Annotated in this window: 11 protein-coding genes and 1 pseudogene; 6 read left to right on the top strand and 6 right to left on the bottom strand. The window is 70.2% G+C overall.

Annotated features, from left to right (window positions below; all coding sequences use genetic code 11):
* The 5 genes and pseudogenes from F9278_RS48995 to F9278_RS45925 form a co-directional block, all read right to left on the bottom strand.
* Positions 1–54 (bottom strand): annotated as a pseudogene (locus F9278_RS48995) (hypothetical protein); the annotation flags it as partial.
* 86 nt (positions 55–140) lie between these two features.
* A complete protein-coding gene (locus tag F9278_RS45940) occupies positions 141–1,199 on the bottom strand; it encodes a FecCD family ABC transporter permease (protein ID WP_152173594.1) in 1,059 nt (352 codons plus the stop codon).
* Entirely contained in the window at positions 1,196–2,239 is a 1,044-nt protein-coding gene (locus F9278_RS45935) for a FecCD family ABC transporter permease (protein WP_193241943.1), read from the bottom strand. The genes F9278_RS45940 and F9278_RS45935 overlap by 4 nt, the downstream gene beginning before the upstream one ends.
* On the bottom strand, positions 2,236–3,246 hold the full coding sequence (locus tag F9278_RS45930; protein WP_193241942.1) for an ABC transporter substrate-binding protein: 1,011 nt from the start codon (positions 3,244–3,246) through the stop codon (positions 2,236–2,238). The genes F9278_RS45935 and F9278_RS45930 overlap by 4 nt, the downstream gene beginning before the upstream one ends.
* Positions 3,247–3,317: 71 nt before the next feature.
* Positions 3,318–5,174, bottom strand: coding sequence for a siderophore-interacting protein (locus tag F9278_RS45925; protein WP_152173593.1), 1,857 nt, complete (start codon positions 5,172–5,174; stop codon positions 3,318–3,320).
* A 607-nt stretch (positions 5,175–5,781) separates the two neighbouring features.
* Between F9278_RS45925 and F9278_RS45920 the strand changes: the two genes are divergently transcribed.
* From F9278_RS45920 to F9278_RS45900, 5 genes are all read left to right on the top strand, one after another.
* Complete coding sequence (locus tag F9278_RS45920; RefSeq protein WP_226967243.1) at positions 5,782–6,909, top strand: helix-turn-helix domain-containing protein; 1,128 nt, start codon at positions 5,782–5,784, stop codon at positions 6,907–6,909.
* Positions 6,910–7,261: 352 nt separating this feature from the next.
* Positions 7,262–7,720 (top strand): hypothetical protein, encoded by a 459-nt coding sequence (locus tag F9278_RS45915; protein ID WP_152173592.1) that lies wholly within the window; start codon positions 7,262–7,264, stop codon positions 7,718–7,720.
* 536 nt (positions 7,721–8,256) lie between these two features.
* Positions 8,257–9,894, top strand: coding sequence for a flavin monoamine oxidase family protein (locus F9278_RS45910; protein WP_152173591.1), 1,638 nt, complete (start codon positions 8,257–8,259; stop codon positions 9,892–9,894).
* A 302-nt stretch (positions 9,895–10,196) separates the two neighbouring features.
* Entirely contained in the window at positions 10,197–10,454 is a 258-nt protein-coding gene (locus tag F9278_RS45905) for a YlcI/YnfO family protein (protein WP_152173590.1), read from the top strand.
* Between the two features lies 1 nt (position 10,455).
* On the top strand, positions 10,456–10,827 hold the full coding sequence (locus F9278_RS45900; protein WP_193241941.1) for a toxin Doc: 372 nt from the start codon (positions 10,456–10,458) through the stop codon (positions 10,825–10,827).
* Between the two features lie 259 nt (positions 10,828–11,086).
* On the opposite strand, the gene F9278_RS45895 is transcribed toward F9278_RS45900, so the two are convergent.
* Entirely contained in the window at positions 11,087–11,311 is a 225-nt protein-coding gene (locus F9278_RS45895) for a hypothetical protein (RefSeq protein WP_152173588.1), read from the bottom strand.
* 761 nt (positions 11,312–12,072) lie between these two features.
* Here F9278_RS45895 and F9278_RS45890 point away from each other — a divergent pair.
* A complete protein-coding gene (locus F9278_RS45890; RefSeq protein WP_152173587.1) occupies positions 12,073–13,497 on the top strand; it encodes a VMAP-C domain-containing protein in 1,425 nt (474 codons plus the stop codon).
* Positions 13,498–13,501 lie beyond the last annotated feature (4 nt).

The following is a 13,501-nucleotide window of genomic DNA, read 5'->3' as shown; positions in this document are numbered from 1 at the left end:
GCCGCACGCGTTCGGGCCGACGATGACCGTGAACGACCCGTCGGGGATCGCCACCGAGAGATCCTCGGAGATGACCCGCCCGTCGTAGCCGATCGTCGCCGCCTCCACACACAGCCGCGCGGCGCCGGACGGGGTCGCGCTCACAGGCGTCTCCTGGCTTCGGTGAACAGCAGGTATCCGAGGTAGCCGCCACCGAGCACGACAGTGATGATGCCGACCGGCAACGGCGTGGGCGCGACGTGCTGGGCGACATAGTCCGACACCAGACACAACAGCGCCCCGACGAAGGCGGCGGGGGCGAGAGTGATCCCGGCGGTGCGCGCGAGCCGGCGTCCGATCTGCGGGGCGACCAGGGAGATGAACGCGATCGGCCCCGACGCGGCCGTCACCGTCGCCGTCAACGCCACTCCCACCAGGATCAGGCCGAGGCGTACCGGCGAGACCCGCACCCCCTGCGAAGCCGCCGCCTCGTCACCCAGCTCCAACTGCCGCATCGGTCGGCTCAACACCCCGGCCACCAGCAGGAGTACGGCGATACAGGCACCACCGACCACGACCCGGTCCCACGACACACCGTTCAACGACCCGGCACGCCACGCCGCCGCGGACATCGCCTGGTCCAGATCGGCCTTCAGGATCAGCCAGGTGTTGAGCGACGCGAGCATCGCCGAGACGCCGATACCGACGATGATCAGCCGGAACCCCTGCACCCCTCGCCGGTGGGCGAGGAGGTACACGGCCACCGCGGTGGCCGCCCCGCCCAGCAGCGCCCCGCCGACCAGCTGCACATAGGTGCCGTTGACGACCAGGATCACGATCAGCGCGCCGGTGTAGGAGCCTTCGGAGAGCCCGATGATGCCGGGGTCGGCGAGAGGGTTGCGCAGCAGTGACTGGAAGACCGCCCCGCTCACCCCCAGGGCCGCGCCGAACATCACCGCCGCGGCCACCCGGGGCAGCCGCCACTCGACCACGATGTCGTGGACGATGCCGCTCTCCCCGCCGGTCAGTGCGGAGAGCACCTGCCCGGGGCCCAGCGTGTACGAGCCGGTCATCAGCGCGAGCACCGCCGTAACGGCGATCGCGACCGCGAGCACCGCGCAGACGACGACCGAGCGCCACCGCAGCAGTATCGCGATCCGCCGGTGCCGCAGCACCAGCACCCGCCGGCCGAGGTCCACCGGCGGAATGTGCGTGTTCATAGTCCGCTCGATTTCTTCCGCCGCGCCAGCGCGACGAGAACGGGGGCGCCGACGAAGGCGGTGACGATACCGACGGGGATCTCGCCGGGTCTCATCACGACGCGGCCGAGGATGTCGGAGAACAGCAGCAGGCTCGGGGCGAGGAGGATGCTGTAGGCGAAGATCCAGCGCTGGTCCGGGCCGACGATCCAACGGGCCACGTGCGGCACCATGAGGCCGACGAATCCGATGGGTCCGGCGATCGCGGTGGCGCCGCCGGCGAGGAGGGTGAGCGCGATCACCGCGAGCACCCGGGTACGTGCCAGCCGGACCCCCTGGGCGACCGCCAGCTCGTCGCCCAGCGCCAGAGCGTTGAGCGAGCCCGACACCGCGAAGGCCAGCACGACCGCCACCACGAAGAACGGCACGACCGGCCACACGACGTCCAGCGGGCGGCCCGCGATCGACCCGGCGTTCCAGTTCCGCATCGCGTCGAAGGCGTCCGGGTCGGTCAACTGGAGCGCCTCTCTGGCGCCGCCGAGCACAGCGCCGACGCAGACCCCGGCGAGCACCATGACCACCGGCGAGGAACCCTGCCGCGTCGACCCGAGGGCGAGCACCAGGAGCGTGACGATCAACGCCCCCCCGAACGCGAACCACATATAGCCCTGGACATCGCCGACACCGAGCAGGCCCACCGCGACCGTCACCGTGAAGGAAGCGCCGGCATCGACACCGAGGACACCCTGATCGGCCAGCGGATTACGGGTGAGCGCCTGGATCAACGCACCCGACAGACCGAGGGCAACACCGACGACCAGACCCACGATCGTGCGCGGCAGCCGGAAGTCACGGATCGCGAACTGGTCGGTCTGGGCCGAGGAGTGGAACAGCGCGTCCCACACCACCGACGGCGGGATCGCCGTCGATCCGATCATGACACTCAGCACCAGCAGGACCGCCAGTACCACCAGCGCGACGACCAGGCCGAGCAGACGACGACGCGGTCCGGGCACCTTCTTGGTGCCCGGACCGTCCTGCCGAAGGGCGAGGGCCGTCATTGCTTACCGGGGAGGGTCGCCAGTGCGCTGTCGAGCGAGTCCAGGTACCGGTTCACGGGCCCGTAGGAGTTGTTCCCGGGGCAGAAGACCCCCAGCGCCCGACCGGAACTCACGGCGGGCAGCGCCTTCCAGGTGTTGGTCGCGACCACCGACTTGAAGGGCTCTGTCGGCTTGCCGTCCTCGCCGACGGGGTAGGTGACCACGTCGTACTTGGACAGCTCACCGATCTGCTCGAACGGCAGGGACTCGTAGGCCAGGGGGTCCTTGCCCTCGGCCGCCTGGGGGAGGTCCAGGCCGATGTCGTCCCGGGCGATCTCGGAGCAGCCGATGTCCGCGATGTAGAACGTTCCGGGATCGCTCCAGTCCCCGCGGGAGACATCGACGAACGAGGTGCCCTTGATGATCTTGCTGTAGGTCTCCTGGATCTTGGTGACCTTCTCCTTGAACTCCGCCTTCTGCTGCTTGAGCGCTTCCGCGGTGTCGCCTGCCTCCGCGATCGCGTCGGCGAAGGCCTTCCACTCGGTGTCGAGGCTCCAGGACACGGTCGGGGCGACCGCCTCAAGCTGCTTGCCGACCTTGTCCCAGTCGTCCGAGGAGAACTGGACCAGGATGAGGTCCGGCTTGAGAGCGGCGAGCTTCTCGAGGTCCACCTCGCCACCGCTGTCGCCGATGACCTCGGCCGCGTCGTACGCGGTCCTCTGGTCCTTTGGCAGCACGTCGAGCTCGGACTCGGACACCTCGGTGACACCCACCGGCTTGCCACCCAGGTCGAGGAAGGGGAGGTTCGTGTTGCCGATCGTGACGATTCGCTTGGGGTCGGTGGGGATCTCGACGGTGCCGTTCTCGGCCTTGACGCTGCGGGTCTCGGCGGCCTTGTCGCCGCCGGTCGCGGCAGCCTTGTCTCCGGTGTCGTCGCCGTCACCGCCGCAGGCGGTGAGGACGAGCGACGCGCTCAGCAGCGTGGCGGCAAGGGCTGCGCCGCGTCTCATCAGGGACGTGTTGCTCATGGGCGTTCTCTTCTTCTCGGGGTGAACGGGTTCAGTCGCGGTGGAGCGGTGGAGCTCACGGAAGTTGGAGCTCATAGACGGTGGAGCTCATGGACGGTGGCGCCCAGGCCGACGGTGTGCGCCGCCCTGCGCGTGAGGCCGGCGCGGGCGATGACGGCGTCCAGCTCCGCCGGGGTGCGCAGGCCGGAGCCGTGGCAGACCAGGCCGATCAGGTCTGCCTCGCCGTCGTGCTCGTCGAGCTCATCGGTGTCGAAGACCTCCTCGATCAGCAGCACCCGTCCACCGGGGACAAGGTTCTCCGCCGCCCGGCGCAGTGCGTGGGCGGCGTCGGCGTCGGGCAGGGTCTTGAAGGCGCGGCTGACCAGTACGGCGTCGGCCGCCGGGCCGGGCTCGAAGACGGACTGCTCCAGCACGCCGACCCGCGCGCGTTGCCGCTCGTCGGGAATCGTGGCGGGCAGGTCGCGGCGCAGCCAGTCGGCCTGGGCGGGCAGGGCGCAGATCGTCACGCGCAGGCTTTCGTGGGCGGCGACGTACTCACGGGCGTGGGCGCCGGCGCCACCGGAGTGGAGCACCAGGTGCCGGACTCCGGCGAGCAGGCCGGAGTGGGCGATCGGTTCGGCCAGTGCGGGCTGGAACCTCGCCAGGCGCTCCAGGTGACGGTCCTCGTAGTCCTGCTCGGCTCGCACGTCGGCGAAGGTCCGGCCGGTGACCGAGGCATAGGCGGGCCGGCCGGTGCGGACCGACTCCGTGAGGCCGTGGATCCCGAGCATCTCGCGACCGACCACCCCGGCGGAGTGCAGCCGGTCGGCGATGAACTCGAGAGTGAGGACGTCGCCGACCGGCGTCAGCGCGTAGTGACCCGGTTCCGTCTCGGTCACCACGTCCAGGGTGTGCAGATAACGCAGCAGCTTGCCCAGCGCGCGCTCGTCGGCGCCGACCTTGGCGGCCAGCTCGGTCACGCCGGTCACGCCGCGGGAGAGCAGATCGGGAACGCCCAGCTCGACGGCGGTGCGGATCGCGATGGGCGCGACGAGCTCGGTCAGGTCGTGGAGCTTCTGGAACGGGGTGACCGTCCTCTCCGGGTCGGGCACCGCCCCGTCGGACTCCAGAGCGGCGACCTCGGAGCGACGCCAGTAGCCGGCGAAGTCGATGTCCTCCTTGGGCACGCCACGGTCCTCGACCAGGTGCCGGCGGATGTCCCGGACGGCCTTGTGCTCACCGGCCAGCCACACGAACACCTGGCCCGACCACCACTCGGCACCGCGGACCGTCTCGGTGAGCAGCGACACGGTCCCGTCCGTCGCGCCGTGGCGGACCAGCCACGTCACATCGACCCCGGGCAGCTCGCGCAGCTCCTGGCGATGGGCGTCCTCGGCGACCTCGATGAACACCCGCGCACGGGTGTCGGGCGGGAGCTCGTCGAGCAGGCGGCCGATCGCGGGGAGCGCGGTGTCGTCGCCCGCCACGAGCAACCAGTCGGCGCCGACCGGGAACGCCTTGGACGTGCTCGGGCCGCTGAGGTGGATCCGGTCACCCGGCTTCGTGCGAGAGGCCCACGTCGTTCCCGCGCCCACCCCGTGCTTGACGAAGTCCACATCCAGCTCGCCGGCCTCGGGGTCCCACCGGCGGACCGTGTAGGCCCTCGACAGCGGTCGAGGCCCCTTGGGCACGATCAACTTGGCCTCGCCCTGGACCGGGAGCACCGGATCGCGCCGGCCCGGGTACGGGAAGTAGAACGTGAGGTCGTCGTCGAAGCCCGGGGACTCGAAGGCCGGCCGCGCGAAGCCGTCCGCGGCGGTGAACGCACGCAACTGTCGGCCGCTCAGCGTGACCCGACGCATTCCCGGGGTGATGTCGACGGTCCTGACCACCTCGGCCTCACGCAGGGTCGGCCGGCGTACGGTGAGTCGGCGCGAGGTCTTGGGCATGCGGGAACTGGCCTTTCCGGTCGCTGCGCAGGCAGGAGTCGCACACCGGCATAGGGAGGGCGCGCACTGCTAAAGTTAGGCAAACCTTACCCTCAATGGTGTGCGCAAACTGCCATAGGGTTAGGACGTGATGGCTCCCTCCTCGTTCGCCGCAGGCGCCGGCGAACCGCCGCCGATTCCGAGCGCGCGGTTGGGTCCGGCGGATGCGCCCGTTCGACCGCTGCTGCTCTGGGTTCGCACGGGCGTGGCGCGGGTGCGCGTCGACGGCGGGCCGGTGCTCCGCCTCAAGGCCGGCGAAGGTGCCTGGATTCCCGCAGACGGCCGGTCGGAGCGGGCGATCATCACTGAGCCAGGCACCGTCGCCTTTCCGCTGAGGCCCCACGCCGACGTCGGCGCTTGGGGGCCGTCGGAACTGACGCGGTTCGACGTTCCCCGTGGCTGGCAGGACTGGTTGATCCAGCTCTTCAACCTGCAGGTCACTCCCTTCAGCCGCAGCGGATACTCCCCCGAGGCGATCGAGGAGCTCCTTCGGCGTCCTGACTCGCGCTCGCCGGCACCCGTCGAGGTCGGCCGAAGTCCTGATTCAGAGGGGGTCGCCCCGCCGGCGATGCCGCGAGCCCTCGGAGCCAGAGCAGTCGCCGAGGAACTGCTTCGCGACCCCGCGCTCGACCTCACGGTCGAGCAATGGGCCGCGCGGGTGCTCTCCAGCGCGCGCACCCTTCGCCGTGACTTCCTCGCCGACACCGGGCTCACGTTCGAGCAGTGGCGGCTGCTCTGCCGACTCGGCGCCGCCGTGGAGTTCCTCACCGCCGGTTACGACGTGGACCAGGTGGCCGCTCGCGTGGGCTTCGCCAGCCGCAACGGCCTCACGCGGGCCTTCAAGAGACGGTTCGGCCTCACCCCTCACGAGTTCGGACGGGAGCTCTCCGCCCGACCCGGCGCCGGCGGGCTGACGCAACGGGCAGCGGCGGCACGGCAGACCGACGACCTGATCCGGATGATGCGCAGGACGGACACGCCCGCCGCGCCCGAGATGCTGCCCGCGGCCAGCACGCCGTCGCACACCAACGACATCCACGTCCTCAGCTGGATGTATCGAGGCAGTGGATACCTGGACATCGGCGACCGACGCTACGAGCGGGAGCGAGGGGTGGCGACCTGGATCCCCGCAGGAATGGAGCATGTCACCGGCCTCCGCGAGAACTCCGTCTCCCTGCCGCTGGGCAACGCGAGCACCGGCGACCTCCAACTGACAGAGCCGCTGCAGGTGCGGTTCTCGCCCGCGTGGGACGACTACTTGATGTTCTGCTCGATCAGCGCCCGGTCCGGGCTGCGTCCTGACGACCACAACCCCCGCCACATCCTCGACCTGTTCGCGGAACAGGTTGCCGCGCAGCGAGCGCTGTCGGTGCCCATGCCCACGCATCCGCGCGCGCGGGCCGTCGCGATGGAGTGCCTGCGTCTCATCAGCGAGCCTGGCGGGACGCACGGTGTTGGTGCCGACGCTGAGATCCACCGTGCCTTCCGTGACGAGACAGGTATGACACTGGGTCGCTGGCGCTACGCCGCCCGCATGCGCATCGCTCGCGACCTGCTCTCCGGGGGCGCCCCGCCCAGCGCCGTCGCGCGCCGGATCGGGTACGCCCACCTACCCACGTTCAGCGCCGCCTTCTCCCGCTTCCACGGACTGTCTCCGCGCGACTACCAGCAGCGCGAGTCCGAGCGGAGCCGGTAGGCCGGCAAGTTGGACGGCCAGCAGCCGGGGGGAGCTTGGGCCTCTTCGGCCACTCGATCAGCAGCCAGCAGCCAGCGATTGGGCAGGATGCCGTCCCGCCAGCCCTGCTCGGCTGAGGCGGCGGCCCGGATCGGCCGCTCGACGGCGTCGCCGACAGGGCGGAAGCGCACGGCGGAGCACGACAGCAACCCGCTTACGATCGCGGGCGGTTGAACCAGCGTTCGACACCCCACTCGATGCTCGCTCAGGTAGGGCCAATCGACTCGTTCGAAGTTAGGCGGCCTTCCCGAAGGCGCTCCTTACCGGGGCGGGCGCTGGTAGCGGTGTCAGTGCCGCCCTGGATACTCGCGCCATGCCGAACACAGGGCTGGATGCCGCCGCCCACTCCTTACGGACCTGGCTCAACAGCCGGCACTTCACCGACCTGACCGCGCACCAGGTGACCAGGTTCCTGACCGATTCGACTGCTCAGTGGGCCGACAGCCTTGGCTACAACGCCCAGCGGGAGGTCTGGCTTCCGGCAGAGCCAGAGCAACCGCGCCCCCGGCGGCTCGATCTCCAGCTCAAGCACCGTTCCGGCAAAGGCCGGCTCATCAGCATCGAGATCGACCGAAGCAGCAAGCTCCTGTCCCTCGAAAAGCTCACCAAGGCCGCCGAACTCGGCGATCACGCCCTGTGGCTCCGCTGGAGTCGCGAAGCTGTCCGCGTCCCGATCCCGCCGACCGTCCGGCTCATCCGTGCCCAGATCCTGCGCCGCACCGTCATCCACGGGCCCAACCGGTACTCACTCCAGGTCGAGAGCTGCGGCTAAAACCGGGTACCTCCGGCGAACCGCCGCTCCCAGGGCCCCAGTCGCGTCCGGCGGCTGCCCGAGTCCACCCGTCGTCCGCGCAAATTCTGCACCGCCCGGTGCCGTGGCCGCGCCGCCCAGGGCCATGCGCCGCAGGGGTCTCATTCCCGGCAGCCCCATCGCGGCTTGCCGCGTCCTCTGCCCTCTGCCCTCTGCCCTCTGCCCTCTGCCACCGAACCTGGATCGCTTGCCAGTGATGTTGGACCGCTGCTTCGTTCGAGGGTTGTCCGACACGGACCGAAGGGCGCGGGCGTACGCCAGTTGTGTGTCAGCTTCTGTCTCGTGCGCTCGCCCGGACGGTCGGCGTCCGCTCCTGGTGGATCGGGAAGGACCCTGGCGCAGACCGTACTCGTACTTCGCGCGGCACTCCACGGCCGGGTCTCGTGCTCTTCGGGGCCATCTCGCGGCCGGTCACTCGGGGCTTCGGCCCCGCGCGGGCCAACAGGAGCCGGACGAACCGGGAGCGGCACCCTTGCGCCCGACCCGAAAGGTGATCCATGACCACACGCACGCCGGCTGATCCGTCCGCACAGGCGCTCTACCAAGCCATGTCCGGCCTCGCCGGTCCGCTGAGTTCCGGCGAAGGCTCCGCGCCGGACTTCGCCGCCGCACCACGCGCGGCAGCCGGCGAGGAGAAGTCGGTGCTGATCCTCGGCGCGGGGGTCGGCGGGCTGACCGCCGCCTACGAACTGGGCAGGCTCGGCTACCGGTGCACGGTCCTGGAGCCCCAGACCCGTACCGGCGGTCGCAACCGCACCGCCCGCAAGGGCGACAAGCTGCACGAACTCAACGGCGAGGGTGACAGCCCGGTCCTGACCCACACCTGCGCCTTCGACAAGGGCCTCTACCTCAACCTCGGCCCCGGCCGCATCCCGTACCACCACCGCCGCGTCCTGAAGTACTGCACCGACCTCGGAGTGGCGCTGGAGCCGTACATCATGGAGACCACGGCGAACGCCGTGCACCGCGCGGGCCACACCCCGCCCGGCCGCCCCTGGCGCAACCGGCGGATCGCCAACGACACCCGCGGCCACCTCGCCGCGCTCCTGTCCGCCACCCTGACCGACGGAGACGAGTTCACCGGTCTGCTGCGGGACCTGCTGCGCAAGTTCGGCGACCTGGACGAGGAGGGCGAGTACCACGGCTCCACCCGCTCCGGCTACGCCGAGCCCCTGGAGGTCCAGGAGTTTCCCCGGCCCGCGCCCCCGCTGGCCCTGGCCGACCTGGTCGCGTCGGAGTTCTGGAAGCACCGCTTCTACCAGCCTGTGGACTATCTGTGGCAGGCCACGATGTTCCAGCCGGTCGGCGGCATGGACAAGATCGTCCACGCTCTCACCGAGCGGATCACCGCCGAGTACGACGTGACCGTCGAGCTCAAGGCCGAGGTCACGACGGTCGATCTGACGGGCGACGGCGTCACTGTCACCTACCGCTCGGGGGGCCAGGAGCTGACGGCGTCGGCCGACTACTGCGTGAGCAACATCCCGCTCCCAGTGCTCAAGCGGCTCACACTGAGCGGCTTCTCCCCAGAGTTCCGCAACGCCGTGGGAGCGGTGGACTTCGCGCCGACCTGCAAGGTCGGCTGGCAGGCCAACCGCCGGTTCTGGGAGAACGACCACAACCAGATCTACGGCGGCATCAGCTGGACCGACCATCCCATCACCCAGTTCTGGTACCCCTCCAACGACTACTTCTCCAAGACAGGCACCCTCACCGGGGCCTACAACTTCGGCGACCACGCCGAGGAGATGGGCAAGCTCGCGCCGGGCGACCGGCTGCGCCTGGCCCGGGACGGCGCGGCTCAGCTGCACCGCGAGTTCCTGGAGAAGACCACCGTGCCCCAGGACCTGGGCGTCACCATCGCCTGGCACAAGGTGCCCCACCAGCTCGGCGGCTGGGCCGACTGGGACCCGGCCGACCCCGGCCACCAGGTCGCCTACAAGCAGCTCCTCCAGCCCGAAGGCGACGGCCGCTTCTACGTCGTCGGCGACCAGGCGTCCCCCCTGCCCGGCTGGCAGGAAGGAGCCATGATGTCCGCCCAGTACGTCGCCGCCCAGATCCTCGGCCTCCTCCCCCGCACCGCCCCCGAAACCGTCCAGGTCCCCGACGCCACCTTCCTCACCCAGGGCCTCTGACCACAGCACACGCTCGGGGCCCGGCCCACGGCAGCCGAGCCCCGACCTACCGACCTACCGACTGACCGGCGGATGAGCCCGTGAGGCGGAGCTCGCGGGCCATGCTTCGGCCCGCCCCTGGTCCGGCCCGCCGCCGCGGAGGACGACGGAGGCATGGGCGAGCACGGCCACGGCCACGGCCACGCCTACGCCTACGACGGCGTCGCCGAACCCGCGCGGCCGTCTGCCGCGAGCCGCCCTCCCGGGTCGGTCTCTGTCGGATCCGCCTCCTATGCTGTACGCCCTGCTGTACAGTCAGGGGTATGTCGAAGTCAGTGACGATCCGGGTCCCCGAGGAACTCCACGCCCAGCTGCAGGAGCGTGCCGAGACAGAGGGCACCACGGTGACCGCGCTCATCACCGAGGCCGCGCGCAACGCGGTCCGCGACCCCCGTCTCGAGGACGCCGCGGAGGTCTTCCGCCAGTTCGTCGCCGACAACGCGGACGCGTTCGACGCGGCCTTCCCCGACGACGCGCCCGCCCGCCCGGACGCTGCCGGGCGCCAGGGGCGGGCTGCCTGAGGTGGAGCTCCACATCGACATCCGCTGGCTGCTGGAACGCCAGGCGGAAGTACTGCCCAAGCAGCCCGAGGTCCACGACTTCTCCAACCTCGTGGCCGCCGTCGCCCGCCACCGCGTCAACACCCCGCAGGTCGGCGCCAGGGTCGACAACGCCTGGCGCGCGGCAGCCCTGATGCACGCCGTGATCCGGCTGCGCCCCCTCCCGGCCCGCAACGCCCTGTACGCCGCCGCGATCGTCGTCGCCTACATGGACGGCGCCGGCGAGACCGTCGACCCGCCGTACGGCGCGCTGATCGACCTCGCCCGCGACATCGACGCCGACCGCGCCGACGGGTACGACACGGCCGACCGCATCCGCTCCTGGCGGATCTGACCGTGCGCTCCACCCGGCCGCCGCTGATCACAGTGCACTGGTTCCGTGGGGGTCCCGTACAGCCCGCCGGCTACTGGATCTGCGCGTTCCCGGACTGCGGGTGCCACCGGGCTGATCACGTCCAGGCCAGGGCCAGTGGCTCGACCCGGCGCACACCTTCACACCGCAACGCATCGCGCGGTCCCGCTGCCGGACGTGCGGCTACCACCGGCAGCACACCAGACACCTGCCGTGGATGAGGGACCAGTACCCCTCCGGGTCAGGGAGCGGAGCAGGTCGCGGGCGACGGACTGAGCGTGTTCGCGGAGCGGAATGTCCTGCTTGTTCCACGTGGCGGACACATAGTTGGCAGGTAGGCCACGGCACGGTCGGAGTCGCTCGGGCCGCTGAAGAGGACCTGGCCGGCGGCGAAAGCGACGTCAGCGGCCGGGGTCGACAGCTCCCCGTCGCCGGCGCCGGGGTCCAGGCTGCGGTCGTAGTCCATGACCGACTCCTAGCGGAACCAGGCCCGCCGCGAGCCGCTGCGGGTCTGGACGGTGATGGCGTCCTCGCGCGGGTTCATTCGGTCGGCGTGGCGACCACGAAGTGCGGATGTTCGAGATAGATGGCACCGCGATGCAGAGCGACCTGCCCGGCATGCAGGCGGTCAGCGCACGGTGACCAGCATCTGGTCGATCGCCGGCAGGGAACTCGGCATCTCCGTCGTCCGGGAATCGCCGGTGCACCCTGGCAGGGCGTGACTCGCCCTGCCACCGCACGGTGCAGTCGTCCTCCGGAACGACGTGTGCGCAGGTCAGCAGGGTGCCGGGACCGATGAAGAAACCGGAGCCCTCGGATTCGCCGCAGCTGATCTGCGCGACGACGTGCAGCAGGAGGTCCTCGATGGTCTCCTCACCCGTCACACAGCACCCCCGATGCTGATGCCACAAGGTGGTATCAAGGTCACACAGGACAGCGCTTACCCCAACTGGCCGGAAATAAAGCATATATGAGCAACAAAGAGGCCGTACTCCGGTTGCAATACGAATGTACGTTCGCAGCTGGCCGACGGGGACCGCCGCCGCTCCTGCCGAGGACGGCGCCGCCGCCGATTCGGGATTCGTCGGCATTCGAGCAAAGTTGCAGGTACACGGCTCCGCAACTTCGTACCATGTGCCTGCACTTGACCATCTCGGACCCTCACCGCACCGCATACGGACCTCATGGAGGCGCGATGTCGTCAGACGGCTCGACCGTGGCGCGCGCTTGAAGGGCCCGGATGCGGTCCTGGACGAGCTGACCCGGATCCTGCTGCGTCTCGACGGTTTCCGGGACGAGCGGACGCGCCAGGTTCTCCTGGAGGAACTGGCGGCGGAGACCGGCGAACAGATCGAGGTCGGGGGCGATCCCCTCCAGCAGGCGCGCTCCCTGATCCGCCAGTGCGCACGACGGCCCGACGTGATGCCCGTACTCGTGGACCTGCTGCGCGACTTCCACGGAGACATCGCCGAGACGCTGCGCTTCCGTGAGCTGACGCCCCGGCTCGCCTCGCCCCCGCTGCTCACCGGGGACGAGCGCGACGAGCTGCTGAGCATGCTTCACCCGCGGGAGAACGACGGTTGGCGCGGCGCCTACGCCTGGGCGGCGCCGCTGGTCCCGGAACGGCCGGACGACCTTCGGCACGCCCTGGAACTGCTGGAGGACCTCATCAGTCCGTCCAGGGACGTCCCCCCGCTCGTGCGCTTCGTTCTCGCACTCGCCGATCGTTCGGCACCGCACGACCGCCGGCGCCTGCGGGAGTGGGCGGGCCGGGTCGCCGAACGCCTCGGCGTCCCCGCCGTTCGGCTGACCGGCCCCACCGTCCCCGACCGCCCCGGGCCACGGGAGAGCGTGACCCTGGTCCTTCGTCTCCAGCCCTTTCTGCCGAGGCGTCCGGAGTATCTGCTCTCGGTGTGGCTCGGCCACGGGGGCCGGCAGTGGATGCCTCTCGTCCATGAGGACGAGCCGCAGCGCCTCGACCAGATCTCGGCCAGGATCGACGACTTCCTCGTCACCGCGCGCGAGTACGACCGTGACGGGCCGAGCCGTATCGAGTTCATGCTGCCCCGCGAACTGATCAACCTGCCCGTGGAGCAATGGCAGGTGTCGGAGTCCGCCGACGGCCCGGAGCAGCCGTTGGGATGTCTGTATCCCGTCGTCGTACGGGACCAGGACCGCCAACGCGATCCCGATGTCCGCCGGTTGTGGGAGGCCAAGTGGCGGCGACTGCGGCACGAACACCTGGACGCCTCGTCGTCCCTCCTGCTCGACGCGGAACACCCGGCCTCGGGTCGACACGACCTGGTGCCGCGGATGATGCCGGCTCTCACCGTGCTCGTCGCTGGGACGGCAGCCTGGGAAGACCGAGGGGACACCCTCCAGGAACACCTGGAGGCCGCCCTGGAGGCAGGTGTGCCCATCATGCTGTGGGATCGCGGAGGGGGATCTCGGAGCACTCGCTACTTCAAGGAGAGGCTGGCTCCCGAACTGGCCGACGAGGGGGGACGCGCCAGACTTCCGCACACCATTTTGGACTTCCGCAGACGAAGCGCGGGGCTGGAAGACGCGCGCCGGTTCGCCGACCTCGCTCTGCTGTGGGACGACCCGGAACACTCCCCGGTTCAGGCCGGAGGGTTCCACGCACCTCTGTGAGACC

It is taken from the genome of Streptomyces phaeolivaceus (assembly GCF_009184865.1).
Lineage (GTDB): Bacteria > Actinomycetota > Actinomycetes > Streptomycetales > Streptomycetaceae > Streptomyces > Streptomyces phaeolivaceus.
Note: the sequence above shows the minus strand (reverse complement) of the source record. Positions and strands in the feature narration are given on the sequence as shown.